The following is a 15988-nucleotide window of genomic DNA, read 5'->3' as shown; positions in this document are numbered from 1 at the left end:
AATGAAACTTCATGAATTAAAACCTGCAGAAGGTTCTCGTAAAGTACGTAACCGTGTCGGTCGTGGTATCGGTTCTGGTAACGGTAAAACTGCTGGTAGAGGTCATAAAGGACAAAACGCACGTTCTGGCGGCGGTGTTCGTCTTGGCTTCGAAGGTGGTCAAACTCCACTATTCCGTCGTTTACCAAAACGCGGCTTCACAAACATTAACCGTAAAGAGTTTACTATTGTAAACTTATCAACGTTAAATCGTTTTGAAGATGGTACAGAAGTAACACCTGAATTATTGCTGGAAACTGGCGTTATCAGCAAGTTAAACGACGGTGTTAAAATTCTTGCAAGCGGAGCAGTAGAGAAAAAATTAACTGTTAAAGCGCACAAGTTCTCTTCAAGTGCTAAAGAAGCAATTGAAGCAGCTGGCGGATCAGTTGAGGTGATCTAATGTTTCGTACAATCTCCAACTTTATGCGCGTTGCTGAGATAAGACGTAAAATATTATTCACTTTAGCGATGTTAGTCGTATTCAGGATTGGCACGTTTATCCCAGTGCCATTTACAAATGGAGACGTACTGAAAGCACAAGATCAATTAAATGCCTTAGGTATCCTAAATACATTTGGCGGTGGCGCCTTGAAGAACTTCTCCATCTTCGCGATGGGAATCATGCCGTATATTACAGCATCCATCATCGTGCAATTATTGCAGATGGATGTTGTTCCTAAATTTTCGGAATGGTCGAAGCAAGGCGAAATGGGCCGTCGTAAACTAACGCAATTCACGCGTTACTTTACAATTGTTCTTGCGTTTATTCAGGGGTTTGGTATGTCAATCGGTTTTAACGGTATGGTAGGTGGGCAATTAATTTTGAATCCAGGTTGGAGCACTTATTTATACATTGCTACGGTACTGACTGCTGGTACTGCATTTTTAATGTGGTTAGGTGAACAGATTACATCTAAAGGTGTAGGTAATGGTATTTCCATTCTTATCTTTGGTGGTATTGCCGCAGCGATCCCAAGTGTTATATCTCAAGTGTATCAACAACAGTTTCAAAATATCGGAGATCAATTGTTCATGAGTATCGTTAAAGTTGCATTGATTTTACTAGCTGTGCTAGCAGTTATTGTTGGTGTTATTTTCATTCAACAGGCTGTTAGAAAGATCCCAATTCAATACGCGAAGCGTGTAACAGGAGGGAATGGGAATCATGCTGGAGCACAAAACACTCATTTACCACTTAAGGTAAATAGTGCGGGTGTTATTCCAGTCATTTTTGCTGTTTCATTCTTAATTACGCCTCCAACTATTGCACAGTTCTTCCCGAAACATGATGTATCGCAGTGGATTATTGCAAACTTTAACTATTCTCACCCAGTGGGAATGATCATATATGTTGCGCTCATTGTAGCCTTCACATACTTCTATGCATTTGTTCAGGTTAATCCAGAGCAAATGTCAGAGAATCTAAACAAGCAAGGTGGATATGTTCCAGGTATTCGTCCGGGTAAGAATACAGAACAATATCTAACAAAAATCTTGTATCGTTTGACCTTTGTGGGATCAATTTTCCTAGCAGCGATTGCAATCTTACCAGTTATCTTTACGAAATTGGGAAATCTTCCTCCATCTGCACAGATTGGTGGAACGAGTATGTTAATCGTTGTCGGCGTTGCTTTAGAAACAATGAAGCAGCTAGAAAGCCAATTGGTAAAACGCCATTACAAAGGGTTTATCAAGCAGTGAGTAAGTGGGAAGAACTGTCTTCCCTACATGCTCATGTACTGAGGGGGAACAAGGATGAACTTGATTTTAATGGGGCTTCCTGGTGCTGGTAAAGGTACACAAGCCGAACAGATTGTTGCCAAGTATAACATCCCTCACATCTCAACAGGAGATATGTTCCGTGCAGCTATGAAGGCTGAAACTGAACTTGGTTTACAAGCAAAATCTTTTATTGATAAAGGTGCGCTTGTTCCAGATGAAGTTACAATTGGAATTGTTCGTGAACGTTTAAGCCAAGAAGACTGTATTAAAGGCTTCTTATTAGATGGTTTCCCACGAACTGTTGCACAAGCATCAGCTCTTGAAGAGATTATGAAAGATCTTGGCAAAAAAATCGACTATGTTTTAAACATTAATGTGGATTCAGGATTGTTATTAACACGCCTTACAGGTCGTCGCATTTGTAAAGAATGCGGTGCAACTTACCACTTAGAATTCAATCCGCCAGCAAAAGCTGATGTGTGCGATAAATGTGGTGGCGAATTATATCAACGCTCTGATGACAATGAAGAAACTGTAGCAAATCGTTTAGATGTAAATATTAAGCAAACAAAACCTTTGCTTGATTTCTACGAGGAGCTTGGCTACTTACAAAGCATTAATGGTGAGCAAGATATCAATAAAGTATTTGCTGATATCGATGTTCTCATCGGAGGCTTAGCTTAATGATCATCTGCAAAACTTCTCGCGAGATAGAAATCATGCGAGAAGCTGGCAGGATCGTTGCTTTAACTCATCAAGAGTTGAAACAACATATTACTCCAGGAATTACAACGAAAGAGCTCGATCAAATAGCGGAAAAGACGATTCGAAAATATGGTGCTACGCCATCTTTTAAAGGATACAACGGATTTCCGGGGAGCATTTGTGCTTCTGTAAATGAAGAGCTTGTACACGGGATTCCAGGGAAGCGTAAGCTCGAAGAGGGCGATATCATCAGTATCGATATTGGTGCGAAATACAATGGGTACCATGGAGATTCTGCATGGACGTATCCAGTTGGAAACATTTCTGAATCTGTTCAAAAGCTACTTGATGTCACAGAAAAATCGTTGTATCTTGGTCTAGAACAAGTAAAACCAGGCGAAAGATTATCAAATATCTCGCATGCGGTTCAAACACATGCTGAAGAGAATGGGTTCTCGATCGTTAGGGAGTATGTTGGTCACGGAATCGGGCAAGACTTACATGAGGACCCTCAAATCCCGCACTATGGTCCACCAAATAGAGGCCCTAGATTAAAGCCGGGAATGGTCATCTGTGTTGAGCCGATGGTGAATCAAGGAAGACGATATGTAAAAACACTATCTGATGACTGGACAGTGGTAACGGTAGATGGTAAATGGTGTGCCCATTTTGAGCACACGATTGCTCTTACAGAAGCAGGATACGAAATCCTTACCACTTTATAAGTAGCTGGCTCTCCGGGATTTCAGAGCAGTGTAAAATGTTACTGATTTGAAGAAGGGAGAACTATTGAATGGCTAAAGATGATGTAATTGAAGTCGAAGGTACCGTTCTTGAAACGTTGCCAAATGCTATGTTCAAAGTAGAATTAGAGAATGGGCATGTCGTATTGGCTCACGTTTCTGGTAAAATCCGTATGAACTTCATTCGTATTTTACCAGGAGACAAAGTTACGGTAGAATTATCTCCGTACGATTTAAATCGTGGTCGTATTACGTACCGTTTTAAATAATATAGCACTCCGTAATCTTTAAGGAGGTTCGAGACATGAAAGTAAGACCGTCAGTTAAACCAATCTGCGAAAAATGTAAAGTTATTCGTAGACGTGGAAAAGTAATGGTTATTTGTGAAAACCCTAAACATAAACAAAAACAAGGTTAATCAGAAGGAGGTGCATTCAGAATGGCACGTATCGCAGGTGTAGATATTCCTCGTGACAAGCGCGTTGTTATTTCTTTAACTTACGTATTCGGCATTGGTCGCCCAACTGCTGAAAAAATCATTACAGAAGCTGGTATTTCTTCGGAAGCACGAGTTCGTGATTTATCGGAAGATGAATTAGGACGTATCCGTGATATCATCGATCGTATTAAAGTTGAGGGAGACCTTCGTCGTGAAGTATCTCTTAACATTAAACGTCTAATGGAGATCGGTTCTTACCGTGGTCTTCGTCACCGTCGTGGTTTACCAGTTCGTGGTCAAAACTCTAAAAACAATGCTCGTACACGTAAAGGTCCACGTCGTACAGTAGCAAATAAAAAGAAATAATAAGTAAAGGAGGTTGAACTAACAATGGCACGTAAAACAAACACTCGTAAAAAACGTGTGAAAAAGAATATTGAAGCTGGTATAGCTCATATTCGTTCTACTTTCAACAACACAATCGTAACACTTACAGATACTCATGGTAACGCACTTTCTTGGTCTAGTGCTGGTGCACTTGGTTTCCGTGGATCTCGTAAATCTACTCCATTCGCTGCGCAAATGGCTGCTGAAGCTGCTTCTAAAGTTGCAATGGAGCATGGTTTAAAAACTTTAGAGGTTACTGTTAAAGGTCCTGGTGCTGGTCGTGAAGCTGCAATTCGTGCTCTTCAAGCGGCAGGTCTAGAAGTAACAGCAATTAGAGATGTTACTCCAGTTCCTCATAATGGATGTCGTCCACCAAAACGTCGTCGTGTGTAATTTTTCTGTATAGAATTTTCCCTTTTGTCTATAATGGATATGATGCATTATCGAGAAATTTCGTACAGAAACATCGCTTGTTGTGCACAATCGGGAACTGCCTAAGGGGGACTTTCGGTTAAACAGGGGTTCTTCCTTTGTTTAACCGGGGTTTCGACGTTTTGAAGGAGGGTTTAGTTAATGATTGAAATCGAAAAACCGAAAATCGAAACGGTTGAACTTAACGAAGATGCTAAGTATGGCAAATTCGTGATTGAACCGCTTGAGCGTGGATATGGTACTACTTTGGGTAACTCCTTACGTCGTATTCTTTTATCCTCACTCCCTGGTGCCGCTGTAACTGCTATCCAAATCGATGGCGTTTTACACGAATTTTCAACAGTTGAGGGCGTAGTAGAAGATGTTACTACGATGATCTTAAACTTGAAAAAGTTAGCTCTTAAAATCTACTCTGAAGAAGAGAAGACGTTGGAAATCGATGTACAGGGCGAAGGTATTGTCACAGCTGCTGATATTACTCACGATAGTGATGTTGAAATCTTAAATCCAGATTTACACATTGCAACGTTAGCAAAAAATGCGCATTTCCGCATGCGTTTAACTGCAAAGCGTGGCCGTGGGTATACGCCAGCTGTTGCAAATAAAAGCGAAGATCAACCAATAGGAGTAATTCCTATTGATTCTATTTATACTCCAGTATCACGTGTGACTTACCAAGTGGAAAAGACACGTGTCGGACAAGTGGCTAATTATGATAAGCTTACGCTTGATGTATGGACGGATGGAAGCATCGGGCCAAAAGAAGCTATCTCTTTAGGTGCCAAAATCTTAACTGAGCATTTAAATATCTTTGTTGGTTTAACTGACGAAGCACAAAATGCTGAGATTATGGTCGAGAAGGAAGAAGATCAAAAAGAAAAAGTTCTTGAGATGACTATCGAAGAACTAGATCTTTCTGTTCGTTCTTATAATTGCCTAAAACGTGCAGGAATTAATACTGTACAAGAGCTTGCGAACAAAACAGAAGAAGATATGATGAAAGTTCGTAACTTAGGACGTAAATCCTTAGAAGAAGTTAAACATAAACTTGAGGAATTAGGTTTAGGTTTACGTAAAGACGACTGAGGATTTAAACCCATCAACAAAGGAGGGAACTACGAATGGCATACAGAAAATTAGGCCGTACAAGTGCGCAACGTAAAGCTATGTTACGTGATTTAGCTACTGATTTAATTATCAACGAGCGCATCCAAACGACAGAAACTCGTGCAAAAGAACTTCGTTCTGTAGTGGAAAAAATGATCACTTTAGGTAAACGCGGAGATCTTCATGCTCGTCGTCAAGCAGCAGCTTTCATCCGTAATGAGGTTGCTAACGCTGAGACTGGTCAAGATGCACTTCAAAAATTATTCGCTGATGTAGCTCCACGCTATGCTGAGCGCCAAGGCGGATACACTCGTATTGCAAAAATTGGTCCACGTCGCGGAGACGCAGCACCAATGGTAATTATCGAGTTAGTATAATGATGATTAAAAGGGCAGGACAGTTCTTTTCAAGTAACTGGTCATGGCCCTTTTTTTTTTAAGTATAAAAAGATAGGCTAACTTGACGAAAGAAAGGGTGCCTTGTATTGAAAAAAGAGAAACTTCGGACAGAAAATATATCATTTCAATATCCTGGGGCAGCCTCTTATGCATTAAAAGATGTTTCGTTTTCCTTATATGAAGGAGAATGGGTATCTGTTATTGGACAAAATGGTTCAGGGAAGTCTACACTTGCAAAATTATTGAATGGCTTATTTTTACCGGAATCAGGGACAATTACTTTAAATGATACAATGATTTTATCAGAGGAAACAGTATGGGATGTTCGAAAGAAAATTGGGATGGTATTTCAAAATCCAGATAATCAATTTGTTGGAACGACAGTACAAGATGACGTTGTATTCGGCCTAGAGAACATCGGAATGCCAAGGGAGCAGATGATAGAAAGACTAGAACAAGCTCTGCAACTTGTCCGTATGGAAGATTTTTTAAATGAAGAACCCCATTCGTTATCTGGTGGACAAAAGCAGCGAGTCGCAATAGCAGGTGTTCTAGCACTTCAGCCATCTATTTTAATACTAGATGAAGCAACTTCAATGTTAGACCCTCAGGGGAGACGTGAAGTAGTAGAAACGGTCAGACAACTTGTTAATCAAAAGGGTATTACGGTGTTATCGATTACGCACGATTTAGAAGAAGCGGCACAGTCAGACCGTATTATTATTTTGAACAAGGGAGAAATATTAGAGGAAGGTACTCCAGAGCAAATTTTCAAATCCTCTCATATGCTCCAAGAGATTGGATTAGATGTACCTTTTTCGGTGAAAATAGCAGAATTATTAAAAAGAAATGAAATTCACTTGCAAAATACGCATCTTACAATGGAAAGCTTGGTGAACGAACTTTGGAGATTACATTCCAAAAAGTAGAACATCGTTATCAATATAAAACTCCATTTGAAAGACGCGCACTTTATGATGTAGACGTGTCGTTTCCAAGTGGGGGCTATTATGCCATTATCGGTCATACTGGTTCAGGTAAGTCGACGATGATTCAACATTTAAATGGTTTATTGCAGCCGACAAATGGTACGGTTCAAATTGGTGAACATTTAATTTCAGCAGGGAAGAAAGAGAAAAAACTTAAGCCGCTACGAAAAAAAGTAGGGGTTGTCTTTCAGTTTCCAGAACATCAACTATTTGAAGAAACAGTTGAAAAGGACATTTGTTTTGGACCTACTAATTTTGGTGTATCTGAAGAAGAGGCAAAACAAAAGGCGAAAGATGCAATCCAGCTTGTTGGATTGGACATAGAGTTATTAGCACGTTCTCCGTTTGAATTAAGCGGTGGGCAAATGAGGCGTGTTGCAATAGCAGGCGTACTTGCGATGGAACCCGAAGTGCTTGTATTAGATGAACCTACAGCAGGGCTTGATCCAAAAGGACAGCACGAGCTCATGGAGATGTTTTACAATTTGCATAAGGAACAGGGGCTTACAGTCATTCTTGTTACCCATAATATGGAGGATGCCGCTAAGTATGCAGATCAAATAGTGGTCATGCATAAAGGAACGGTCTTTTTGCAAGGAAGAGCAGAGGAAGTATTTTCATATGCTGATGAATTAGAACAAATCGGTGTGGATCTTCCAATGTCTTTAAAGTATAAACGTGCAATTGAAGAGAAGTTTGGTATTTCAATTTCGAAGGCTACCTTATCTTTAGAGGATCTTACTCATGAAGTTGTACAGGTGTTACGAAAAGGTGGTCATGAATCATGCAGCAGTTGATTATTGGGAGATATATTCCAGGTCAGTCACTCATTCATCAACTTGATCCTCGTACGAAGCTGTTGATTGTCTTTTTATATGTATTTGTTGTTTTCTTAGCAAATAATGCGATTTCATATGGATTTTTATTTTTATATGCACTCATTGCTTTATTTTTTGCAAAAGTGCCGATTCGTTATGTACTTTCGGGCTTAAAACCAATTCTGTGGATTTTTCTTTTTACATTTTTCCTGCATATTTTTACAAATAAAGAAGGGGAAGTACTATTCCAGCTTGGTTGGTTTTCGATACATGAAAAAGGATTAGAGCAAGGGATATACATTTCTATACGATTCTTCGTTATTATTTTAATGACGACATTATTAACGTTAACGACGACACCTATTGAAATTACAGATGGGTTGGAGACGTTATTAAAGCCGTTCAAGCGTATAAAAGTTCCTGTTCATGAAATCGCATTAATGATGTCAATTTCACTACGTTTTATCCCGACATTAATGGATGAAACGAGTAAAATTATGAAAGCACAAGCGTCACGTGGCATTGATTTCGCCGGGGGACCGATAAAAGATAGGATGAAAGCTATTATCTCACTACTCGTTCCATTATTTATCAGTGCTTTTAAGCGTGCAGAGGACTTAGCGATTGCGATGGAATCTCGTGGATATAAAAGTGGCGAAGGACGTACTAAATTTAGGCAACTACGCTGGAAAATAAGTGATACAGTAACAATTGTAAGCTTACTTTGTTTAGCTTGTATTTTGGCATGGGTGCGGTCGTAATGGAGAATAGAGAAATGGAAAGAATAAAATGTACAGTTGCATATGATGGCATTCATTTTTGTGGTTACCAAATTCAACCACATCATCGGACTGTTCAACAAGAAATAGAGAAAGCATTGCAGAAGTTGCATAAAGGAGAACTTGTTCGTGTGCAGGCATCAGGAAGAACGGATTCTACCGTTCACGCCAAAGGACAAGTGATACACTTTGATACACCTTTGTCTCTTGAAGAGTGGCAATGGAGTAATGCTTTAAATACAATGTTGCCGGATGATATTATTATCAGGCAGGTAGAGAAGAAAACAGAAGAATTTCATGCACGTTACGGTGTCGAGAAAAAAGAATATCGCTATCGTGTATTATTATCAAAGACTGCGGATGTATTCCGTAGAAATTACGTATATCAATATCCATATCCGCTCGAAATAAACTCTATAAGAAAAGCGATTCCTTATTTTATTGGAACGCATGACTTTACTTCTTTTTGTTCGGCAAAAACTGACAAAAAAGATAAAGTTCGAACAATTTATGAAATCGAATTAATTGAGCAAGACGATGAATTAATTTTTCGCTTTGTAGGTAATGGATTTTTATATAATATGGTCAGAATTATTGTTGGTACGTTACTTAGCGTAGGTCAAGGAAAGCTTGATCCGGATAGTATTCCAGAGATTTTAGCGAAACAAAATCGCCAGTTTGCTGGAAAGATGGCTCCAGGTCATGGACTTTACTTATGGCAGGTAAACTATAACAACTAATCCTGGTGTAACATTTGCTTGACATTAGAAACTCAAAAGTATATCATAACATATGGTATTGTTTCTAAAACCACGATTAGCCCCGGAAGGAAATCGTGTTTAAGATAAACAATAGATTTTTTCTATGGAAAAGATAACGAGGAGGGAAACACATGCGTACGACTTTTATGGCAAAAGCTAACGAAGTTGAGCGTAAATGGTATGTGGTTGATGCTGAAGGTCAAACTTTAGGTCGCCTATCTACTGAAGTAGCATCCATTTTACGTGGTAAACACAAACCAACATTTACACCACACGTTGACACGGGTGATCATGTAATTATTATTAACGCTGAGAAAATTCATTTAACAGGTAATAAATTAAACGATAAAATTTACTACCGTCACACTAACCACCCAGGTGGACTTAAGCAAAGAACAGCTCTAGAAATGCGTACAAACTACCCTGTACAAATGTTAGAGCTTGCAATTAAAGGCATGCTTCCAAAAGGACGTTTAGGACGTCAAGTGTCTAAGAAATTAAACGTGTATGCTGGAGCAGAGCATCCACACCAAGCACAACAACCAGAAGTTTACGAACTTCGCGGATAATTAATTAAAGGAGGGCTTACTTTGGCACAGGTTCAATACTATGGCACTGGACGTCGTAAGAGTTCAGTAGCGCGCGTACGCCTAGTTCCAGGCGAAGGACGCGTTATTATTAACGGTCGTGATTTTGAAAACTATATCCCATTTGCTGCATTACGTGAAGTAGTGAAACAACCTCTAGTTGCAACAGAAACTTTAGGTAACTACAATGTACTTGTAAACGTAAATGGTGGTGGATACACTGGTCAAGCTGGTGCTATTCGTCACGGTATTTCTCGCGCTTTATTAAAAGCTGATCCAGAATACCGTCTAACATTAAAACGTGCGGGTCTATTAACTCGTGACGCACGTATGAAAGAGCGTAAAAAATACGGTCTTAAAGGCGCACGTCGTGCACCTCAGTTCTCAAAACGTTAATTTTTGCGAACTACAAACCCCAACCATTTTGGTTGGGGTTTTTTTATGTTTAATTCTTCTTTTGTAATTTTTTTAGCTTGGAATATTTTAGTGCTACCGTCCTACGTATGCTTCTTCTTTAGAAGTTTAGACTAATACGTATTAGGGAGGTTTATAAGTACTATGAATGTCATTGTCAGCTTACAAGAAAAACAAAAAGAAAAGCAGTTAAAATACGAGCGGAAGATGCTGCGAGAATTATCATTAAAAACATTGCGTTTAAATATTCGTGATGCCTTTCAGATGCAAGAACTTCATCGTCAGTATGAAGATTATTGCATTGAACTAGGGATAGAATCTTATTTATTAGGAGCGAGATACAGTAAATTTGGTTATCATGGCGAATCATTCTTTGATGTAAAATATAGGGCTTTAGAAGAAGAACAACAATTAACTGAAACGTTATTTCAATTTTTAACGAGTATGACTATACGTGAAATTAAGTTGCAAGACGAGGAATTGCTTTTTGAATCTTGCCAGCAGTTTATCGGCTTGTGGTGGCAGGAAGGCTATGAAAAAGGCGAAAGAAGATATCGATTAAAGCTACACTAAGACAAGCATAAACTTTCCTCTTGTCCCATATAAGTAATTAGAGGGACTAGCTGGAGGAGGAAAGGTATGAAGAGAATTCGAATTATCTCTTTTGCGCTCGCTGCGGTTGTTTTGTTTTTTTTAGTTAAACAAGAATTTCAAATTACAAAATCGTGGCGAGCTTGGAATTTACCCTTATCAGGGAAAGTGATTGTACTAGATGCTGGGCATGGTGGGCCAGACGGAGGGGCTGTTGGTGGAAAGGATATTGTAGAAAAAGATATTACACTTGAGATTACAAAAAAGGTACAAGATTATTTACAAGAACAAGGTGCTTTAGTTATTTTAACGCGTGAAGGAGATTATGATTTAGCTAATAAAGATACAAAGTCATATAGTAGACGTAAAGCAGAGGATTTAAAAAAGCGTGTTGAGATCATTAATAAGCCTGATGTAGACTTTTTTGCGAGTATTCATTTAAATGCCCTAACTAGTAGTGGATCTAAGGGCGCACAAACGTTCTACTATCGTTCTTCGATTGAAAATGAACGGGCTGCGAAATTTATACAGGCTGAATTGAGAACAAGCTTAGAAAATACGAATCGTTCTGCTAAAACAATTCCTCACGTGTATTTATTGAAGTATGCCAAAACACCAGGTGCTTTAATTGAGGCTGGCTTTTTATCGAATGTGAATGAAAGATATATGTTAAATTCGGAGAAATACCAACAAAAAGTAGCTGCTGCAATATATCGTGGTATATTACGTTATTTTACGGAAAAAGGAAATCCTCCAGAATAAGGAGGATTTTTTCGAGTTTCTCTCGTTAACGAAGTTTTCCGAAAATATGTTATACTGGAAATGTAAACGCATTTATTTCAAAAATAAAGAGAGATAAATTTAATTAACAATACGTTATTTTTCATACAGGGGGCTGGGCTAATTATGGTAACAAAAGAGCAGGTAGTGGAAGCATTGGAAGGGATTGTAGATCCGTTTATACATAAAACGTTAAAAGAAACAAATGCAATTAAAGAGGTGACAGTCAAACCTGAGAAGGAACATGTAAGTGTTAAAATTGCAATTGTAAAGACGGGTACAGCGGAACAAATGCAGTTGCAGTCTGGAATTGTAAAGTTAGTAAAAGAACTTGGAGCAACAACAGTTGGACTTCGTTTTGCAGAATTTACAGAAGAGGAATTAGCTCAGTTTGCACCACCGCAAGAGGAAGAGAAAAGTGAATCCTTATTATCACCGAACTCAAATACAACATTTTTAGCAGTGGCAAGTGGAAAAGGTGGAGTAGGGAAATCAACTGTTTCTGTTAACCTTGCAATTGCTTTAGCTCGTTTAGGCAAAAAGGTTGGTATCATTGACGCGGATATTTACGGTTTTAGTGTACCGGATATGATGGGTATAGAAAAACGTCCAATCGTAAGAGGTGATAAGATAATACCAGTGGAGCGTCTAGGCGTGAAAGTAATCTCAATGGGATTCTTTGTAGAAGATAACGCACCTGTTATTTGGAGAGGACCGATGCTTGGGAAAATGTTAAATCACTTTTTCACAGAAGTAGAGTGGGGTGATTTAGATTACTTAGTATTGGACCTACCACCAGGTACGGGTGATGTTGCTTTAGATGTACATTCGATGTTGCCGGCTTGTAAAGAGATTATTGTAACAACGCCGCATCCAACAGCGGCATTTGTAGCAGCGCGCGCTGGAGCCATGGCTTTACGTACAGAACATAGTATTCTTGGTGTTGTTGAAAATATGGCGTATTTTGAAAGTAAAGCAACTGGTGAAAAAGAGTATGTGTTTGGAAGAGGTGGAGGAGATAAATTGGCTACGGAACTCCAAACGGATATACTTGGCCGAATTCCACTTCAACAACCTGATTGGAATAAAGAGGACTTTGCGCCGTCAGTATATGAAGATACACATACAACGGGTCTCATTTATCGTACGATAGCTGAGACAGTTATTGATAAAACAGCTGTCGCGCAAAACTAAAGTAGTAATGAGTGGACAATATATACATTGTCCACTCAGTGCTATAATTTTTATTATTGTTCTTTGTTCCCATCTTGAGAACCGCCTTCACCACCTGCGCCTTTCTTATCAGACCCACCTTTTTCGGCTTTTTGTACACCTTTACTAATGATGTCAATCATCTTAGCTTGGAAGAGAGGACTTTCGGCAGTTTCAGTTAGTACTTGCTGTAAATATTGACGATATTCTTTACTCTTCATTGTTTGTAACATAATTTTCTCTACTTCAGGATTTTTCATAATCTCTATAACACCTGATTGGTATTCAGGATCTTTTAGTAAAGTTTTCATTAAGTTTGTTTGTTCTTTTCCCATACTTTTAGCAAATTTCGATGAGAACTCAGGGTCTTTAAAGAGCTTTTCCCAGAATTGTTGCCCTTTTTCAGATACCAGTGCATCTTCAATCGTTTTCTTTACTACTGTTTCATCTAGTATGAGTGCTTGTTTCATTTTTTCATCAGTTAATACATCTTGGATCGCTTTTTTTCCTTGATCGGTTTTTAAAATATCAACAATCATTTTTTTTGTTTGATCATAATCAAGTTCGGATTTTGCTTCTTTTTCTTGTGCACATGCCGCTAGTGCTATAAATAGAAAAGAAGAAATCAAAACGAGCAGCATCCGTTTCATAAGTTGGAGCTCCTTTCAGCAAAGTTCTCTTTTTTTAATATAAATCTCTTTAAGGAATTTATACATTAACATGGCTAGCTTTTTGAAATTGTCATTGTTACAATTTAATTAGAAATATAAGAATAATGGGGGATGTGTTGTGAATAGCCGCAAGTGGGTACGACTATTTTTTACGACGTTGTTTCTTGGTGGGATTAGCACAGTCTTTATTGGTTTTGTTTTAGAGTGGGACAAGTACGCTAAATTTTTTCAAAATTTCGACGGAAAAGAGATTTTAGCAATTTCCTTTTGGTTGATGGGCGTAGGATTTATTTTTAGTGTTATAAGTCAAATGGGGTTCTTTGCGTATTTAACGATCCATCGTTTTGGATTAGGGATGTTTCGGTCATCTTCTTTATGGAATACAGTGCAACTGTTCTTTATTGCGTTCGTATTATTTGATTTCGTTTATTTAAGGTCAGTACTTGTTGCAAATGGGGAAGTTTCATTAGGGAATAACATACTTGTTGCTGGGATGTTATTTGTGTTTGGGGCAATTGTCGCTTATATAAAGAGTAAAGAAACGAATAAAAAAGCATTTGTTCCCGCTCTGTTCTTTATGGTTGTTGTAACAATTCTTGAATGGGTACCAGCGCTCCGGATTAATGATACAGATTGGTTATATTTAATGGTGATACCACTTTTATTATGTAATTCATATCAGTTACTTGTATTGCATCGTTTAATTGCACAAAAGAGTAAGTCAGCTTAATGAGGAGAGTGGATTTTTAATTATCCAGATTCTTATCGTCTGTAAATGCTAGGATAAAAAAGCTCTGCTATCTTAACAAAAGATAGCAGAGCTTTTTATGTGTGAAGAACCGTGTAGAAAGGAACTACTTAATATCTTCACTTTTTGTACTTGTGTTGGAAATAAGTTGTGATACAGATGTTTGTTCATATCCGTCGCTCTTTAATTTTTGTAAGAGTAATGGTAAAGCCTTATTTGTTTGAAGGGCAGAATCAGAAGCATGTAATAAGACGATATCTCCACCCTTTAAATTGCTAGAGACTGTGGAAATGATTTTATTTACGCCGGGATTTTTCCAGTCATTTGAATTGTTACTCCAATGAACGATGGTGTATCCGAGTGATTCCGCTATTTTAAGAGTTGTTTTGTTAAAATCGCCACTAGGTGGACGTAATAGCTTGACTTGTTTTACGCCAAGTTTCGTAAAAACATCTTGTGCCCGCAAAAGATCTCGTCGTATTTCATTTGCTTCTAGTGAAGTGTAGGATGTGTAATTATAGCCCATACTACCAATCTCATGTCCATCTTTCATGATGCGTTCGACAATATCAGGGTGTCTTTCAGCCCATGCAGCAGAGAGAAAGAAGGTTGCATTCTTAATTTCTCTTTCTTTGAGTGTATTAAGGATTGGAATAGCTTTTTTGTCCCCCCAGCTAATGTCAAACGTGAATGCAACTTGTTTTTTTGCAGTGTCCCCTTTGTAAATCACTTTAGGGCCAGTAGCAGTTGAAAAAGCAGATTCATGTGAATATGTTTTTAAAAAGAGTAGCCATGCTGTAAATAAGGAAAGTACGACTATTAAGCTAATGTGTTTAAATGTTCTTTTACTCGTAATAAAAAAGAAAAACATAATATTACGCCCCTTTGTCCAATCCTTTTCAGTTACATATATGCTTTAAAATTAAAAAAGAGAACAAGGGATTAATATCGTAAGTGGTGGATATAATGAGTGATAGAATTTTGTTTTTGGTGATACATTATTGATAATTGAAAATGAGTGGGGCGTTTATCGGTACACGTAAGGAGTTATTGAGGTGATAATTTGCTTGGGATTATGTTGACGAAGGAAGAGAAAAAAGAAATGGAATACATACTGAAGAGAGAGTTAGAGGAACTTTTATTTGATTTTGAAGATGAGCGTATACATAGCGTTGTAAAAAAGGCGATGGAAGAAAGGTATAAAATCATTTTTTGTTTATTTCGGAGAGTTGCTAATAGGGAAGAATGTATTCGTTATGTAAGAAAAAGAATTTTTTATTAAAAAGTGTTGACGCTAAGAGTAAGGATATGATAAATTAATAAACGTCGCTGATGCAGAAACGCAGAAAACGACAAAAAAGAAATTAAAAAACTTAGTTGACATCGAAAAATGAAGATGTTAACATAAGGAAGTCGCAAATGAGCGACTAAGTAGTTCTTTGAAAACTGAACGAAACAAACAACGTGAACGTCAATTTTTATTTTTAGATGCTAGACAAACTAACTTTATTGGAGAGTTTGATCCTGGCTCAGGATGAACGCTGGCGGCGTGCCTAATACATGCAAGTCGAGCGAATGGATTAAGAGCTTGCTCTTATGAAGTTAGCGGCGGACGGGTGAGTAACACGTGGGTAACCTACCCATAAGACTGGGATAACTCCGG

The 15988-nt window shown here is 38.2% G+C and carries 23 protein-coding genes and 1 rRNA gene; 22 read left to right on the top strand and 2 right to left on the bottom strand.

Annotated elements, in window-relative coordinates; translation table 11 throughout:
- Nucleotide 1: 1 nt before the first annotated feature.
- From rplO to AC1DS7_RS25590, 19 genes are all read left to right on the top strand, one after another.
- Nucleotides 2–442, top strand: a complete 441-nt coding sequence (rplO, locus tag AC1DS7_RS25680; RefSeq protein WP_002009754.1) for a 50S ribosomal protein L15 — start codon at nt 2–4, stop codon at nt 440–442.
- Nucleotides 442–1743, top strand: coding sequence for a preprotein translocase subunit SecY (gene secY, locus AC1DS7_RS25675; RefSeq protein WP_002091534.1), 1302 nt, complete (start codon nt 442–444; stop codon nt 1741–1743). Before rplO ends, secY begins: the two co-directional genes overlap by 1 nt.
- Before the next feature lie 54 nt (nt 1744–1797).
- A complete protein-coding gene (locus AC1DS7_RS25670; RefSeq protein ID WP_002063428.1) occupies nt 1798–2448 on the top strand; it encodes an adenylate kinase in 651 nt (216 codons plus the stop codon).
- Entirely contained in the window at nt 2448–3194 is a 747-nt protein-coding gene (map, locus tag AC1DS7_RS25665; RefSeq protein ID WP_002139936.1) for a type I methionyl aminopeptidase, read from the top strand. Before AC1DS7_RS25670 ends, map begins: the two co-directional genes overlap by 1 nt.
- Before the next feature lie 68 nt (nt 3195–3262).
- The gene (gene infA / locus AC1DS7_RS25660) at nt 3263–3481 is read left to right on the top strand and encodes a translation initiation factor IF-1 (protein ID WP_001029884.1); all 219 of its coding nucleotides are present in this window, start codon (nt 3263–3265) and stop codon (nt 3479–3481) included.
- Between the two features lie 35 nt (nt 3482–3516).
- Nucleotides 3517–3630 carry a 50S ribosomal protein L36 gene (gene rpmJ / locus AC1DS7_RS25655; protein WP_000868344.1) on the top strand — a complete coding sequence of 38 codons (114 nt, stop codon included), beginning with the start codon at nt 3517–3519 and terminating at the stop codon, nt 3628–3630.
- A 21-nt stretch (nt 3631–3651) separates the two neighbouring features.
- On the top strand, nt 3652–4017 hold the full coding sequence (gene rpsM / locus AC1DS7_RS25650; RefSeq protein ID WP_002091539.1) for a 30S ribosomal protein S13: 366 nt from the start codon (nt 3652–3654) through the stop codon (nt 4015–4017).
- A gap of 24 nt (nt 4018–4041) precedes the next feature.
- On the top strand, nt 4042–4431 hold the full coding sequence (rpsK, locus tag AC1DS7_RS25645) for a 30S ribosomal protein S11 (RefSeq protein WP_002009745.1): 390 nt from the start codon (nt 4042–4044) through the stop codon (nt 4429–4431).
- A 180-nt stretch (nt 4432–4611) separates the two neighbouring features.
- Nucleotides 4612–5556 carry a DNA-directed RNA polymerase subunit alpha gene (locus AC1DS7_RS25640; RefSeq protein ID WP_002091540.1) on the top strand — a complete coding sequence of 315 codons (945 nt, stop codon included), beginning with the start codon at nt 4612–4614 and terminating at the stop codon, nt 5554–5556.
- A 35-nt stretch (nt 5557–5591) separates the two neighbouring features.
- The gene (gene rplQ / locus AC1DS7_RS25635; RefSeq protein ID WP_000331490.1) at nt 5592–5954 is read left to right on the top strand and encodes a 50S ribosomal protein L17; all 363 of its coding nucleotides are present in this window, start codon (nt 5592–5594) and stop codon (nt 5952–5954) included.
- Between the two features lie 107 nt (nt 5955–6061).
- A complete protein-coding gene (locus tag AC1DS7_RS25630; RefSeq protein WP_016101318.1) occupies nt 6062–6904 on the top strand; it encodes an energy-coupling factor ABC transporter ATP-binding protein in 843 nt (280 codons plus the stop codon).
- Entirely contained in the window at nt 6880–7761 is an 882-nt protein-coding gene (locus tag AC1DS7_RS25625; protein WP_002124690.1) for an energy-coupling factor ABC transporter ATP-binding protein, read from the top strand. The genes AC1DS7_RS25630 and AC1DS7_RS25625 overlap by 25 nt, the downstream gene beginning before the upstream one ends.
- A complete protein-coding gene (locus tag AC1DS7_RS25620) occupies nt 7749–8543 on the top strand; it encodes an energy-coupling factor transporter transmembrane component T family protein (RefSeq protein ID WP_002124692.1) in 795 nt (264 codons plus the stop codon). Before AC1DS7_RS25625 ends, AC1DS7_RS25620 begins: the two co-directional genes overlap by 13 nt.
- A 14-nt stretch (nt 8544–8557) precedes the next feature.
- Nucleotides 8558–9301, top strand: coding sequence for a tRNA pseudouridine(38-40) synthase TruA (gene truA / locus AC1DS7_RS25615; RefSeq protein WP_002139934.1), 744 nt, complete (start codon nt 8558–8560; stop codon nt 9299–9301).
- A 152-nt stretch (nt 9302–9453) separates the two neighbouring features.
- Entirely contained in the window at nt 9454–9891 is a 438-nt protein-coding gene (gene rplM, locus AC1DS7_RS25610; protein WP_002029337.1) for a 50S ribosomal protein L13, read from the top strand.
- Between the two features lie 21 nt (nt 9892–9912).
- Nucleotides 9913–10305 carry a 30S ribosomal protein S9 gene (gene rpsI / locus AC1DS7_RS25605; RefSeq protein ID WP_002009728.1) on the top strand — a complete coding sequence of 131 codons (393 nt, stop codon included), beginning with the start codon at nt 9913–9915 and terminating at the stop codon, nt 10303–10305.
- Nucleotides 10306–10467: 162 nt separating this feature from the next.
- Complete coding sequence (locus tag AC1DS7_RS25600; RefSeq protein ID WP_002029335.1) at nt 10468–10896, top strand: DUF2521 family protein; 429 nt, start codon at nt 10468–10470, stop codon at nt 10894–10896.
- 66 nt (nt 10897–10962) lie between these two features.
- A complete protein-coding gene (gene cwlD, locus AC1DS7_RS25595; protein WP_002009721.1) occupies nt 10963–11676 on the top strand; it encodes an N-acetylmuramoyl-L-alanine amidase CwlD in 714 nt (237 codons plus the stop codon).
- A gap of 144 nt (nt 11677–11820) precedes the next feature.
- A complete protein-coding gene (locus tag AC1DS7_RS25590) occupies nt 11821–12888 on the top strand; it encodes an Mrp/NBP35 family ATP-binding protein (protein ID WP_002029334.1) in 1068 nt (355 codons plus the stop codon).
- A gap of 53 nt (nt 12889–12941) precedes the next feature.
- Here the strand turns inward: AC1DS7_RS25590 and gerD are convergent, their stop codons facing one another.
- Complete coding sequence (gerD, locus tag AC1DS7_RS25585) at nt 12942–13556, bottom strand: spore germination lipoprotein GerD (protein ID WP_002009716.1); 615 nt, start codon at nt 13554–13556, stop codon at nt 12942–12944.
- A 139-nt stretch (nt 13557–13695) separates the two neighbouring features.
- Here gerD and kbaA point away from each other — a divergent pair, with 139 nt between their 5' ends.
- Entirely contained in the window at nt 13696–14307 is a 612-nt protein-coding gene (gene kbaA / locus AC1DS7_RS25580) for a KinB signaling pathway activation protein KbaA (protein WP_476999288.1), read from the top strand.
- A 124-nt stretch (nt 14308–14431) separates the two neighbouring features.
- Here kbaA and pdaB read toward each other — a convergent pair whose 3' ends face one another.
- The gene (pdaB, locus tag AC1DS7_RS25575; protein WP_002029332.1) at nt 14432–15196 is read right to left on the bottom strand and encodes a polysaccharide deacetylase family sporulation protein PdaB; all 765 of its coding nucleotides are present in this window, start codon (nt 15194–15196) and stop codon (nt 14432–14434) included.
- A 192-nt stretch (nt 15197–15388) separates the two neighbouring features.
- Here pdaB and AC1DS7_RS25570 point away from each other — a divergent pair, with 192 nt between their 5' ends.
- Nucleotides 15389–15607, top strand: a complete 219-nt coding sequence (locus AC1DS7_RS25570; RefSeq protein ID WP_002139933.1) for a hypothetical protein — start codon at nt 15389–15391, stop codon at nt 15605–15607.
- A 224-nt stretch (nt 15608–15831) separates the two neighbouring features.
- Nucleotides 15832–15988: ribosomal RNA gene (locus AC1DS7_RS25565) — 16S ribosomal RNA — on the top strand; the annotation flags it as partial.

The sequence above is a fragment of the Bacillus sp. P4_E1 genome (assembly GCF_056401715.1).
This window is presented reverse-complemented; position numbering and strand designations above follow the sequence as displayed.

Coding starts and splice junctions, on each gene's coding strand:
- rpsK (WP_002009745.1), top strand. CDS start 4,042: ATGGCACGTAAAACAAACACTCGTAAAAAACGTGTGAAAAAGAATATT.
- gerD (WP_002009716.1), bottom strand. CDS start 13,556: ATGAAACGGATGCTGCTCGTTTTGATTTCTTCTTTTCTATTTATAGCA.
- secY (WP_002091534.1), top strand. CDS start 442: ATGTTTCGTACAATCTCCAACTTTATGCGCGTTGCTGAGATAAGACGT.
- pdaB (WP_002029332.1), bottom strand. CDS start 15,196: ATGTTTTTCTTTTTTATTACGAGTAAAAGAACATTTAAACACATTAGC.
- AC1DS7_RS25670 (WP_002063428.1), top strand. CDS start 1,798: ATGAACTTGATTTTAATGGGGCTTCCTGGTGCTGGTAAAGGTACACAA.
- AC1DS7_RS25590 (WP_002029334.1), top strand. CDS start 11,821: ATGGTAACAAAAGAGCAGGTAGTGGAAGCATTGGAAGGGATTGTAGAT.
- infA (WP_001029884.1), top strand. CDS start 3,263: ATGGCTAAAGATGATGTAATTGAAGTCGAAGGTACCGTTCTTGAAACG.
- rplM (WP_002029337.1), top strand. CDS start 9,454: ATGCGTACGACTTTTATGGCAAAAGCTAACGAAGTTGAGCGTAAATGG.
- AC1DS7_RS25600 (WP_002029335.1), top strand. CDS start 10,468: ATGAATGTCATTGTCAGCTTACAAGAAAAACAAAAAGAAAAGCAGTTA.
- cwlD (WP_002009721.1), top strand. CDS start 10,963: ATGAAGAGAATTCGAATTATCTCTTTTGCGCTCGCTGCGGTTGTTTTG.
- rpsM (WP_002091539.1), top strand. CDS start 3,652: ATGGCACGTATCGCAGGTGTAGATATTCCTCGTGACAAGCGCGTTGTT.
- map (WP_002139936.1), top strand. CDS start 2,448: ATGATCATCTGCAAAACTTCTCGCGAGATAGAAATCATGCGAGAAGCT.
- truA (WP_002139934.1), top strand. CDS start 8,558: ATGGAAAGAATAAAATGTACAGTTGCATATGATGGCATTCATTTTTGT.
- rpmJ (WP_000868344.1), top strand. CDS start 3,517: ATGAAAGTAAGACCGTCAGTTAAACCAATCTGCGAAAAATGTAAAGTT.
- rplQ (WP_000331490.1), top strand. CDS start 5,592: ATGGCATACAGAAAATTAGGCCGTACAAGTGCGCAACGTAAAGCTATG.
- AC1DS7_RS25640 (WP_002091540.1), top strand. CDS start 4,612: ATGATTGAAATCGAAAAACCGAAAATCGAAACGGTTGAACTTAACGAA.
- AC1DS7_RS25620 (WP_002124692.1), top strand. CDS start 7,749: ATGCAGCAGTTGATTATTGGGAGATATATTCCAGGTCAGTCACTCATT.
- rplO (WP_002009754.1), top strand. CDS start 2: ATGAAACTTCATGAATTAAAACCTGCAGAAGGTTCTCGTAAAGTACGT.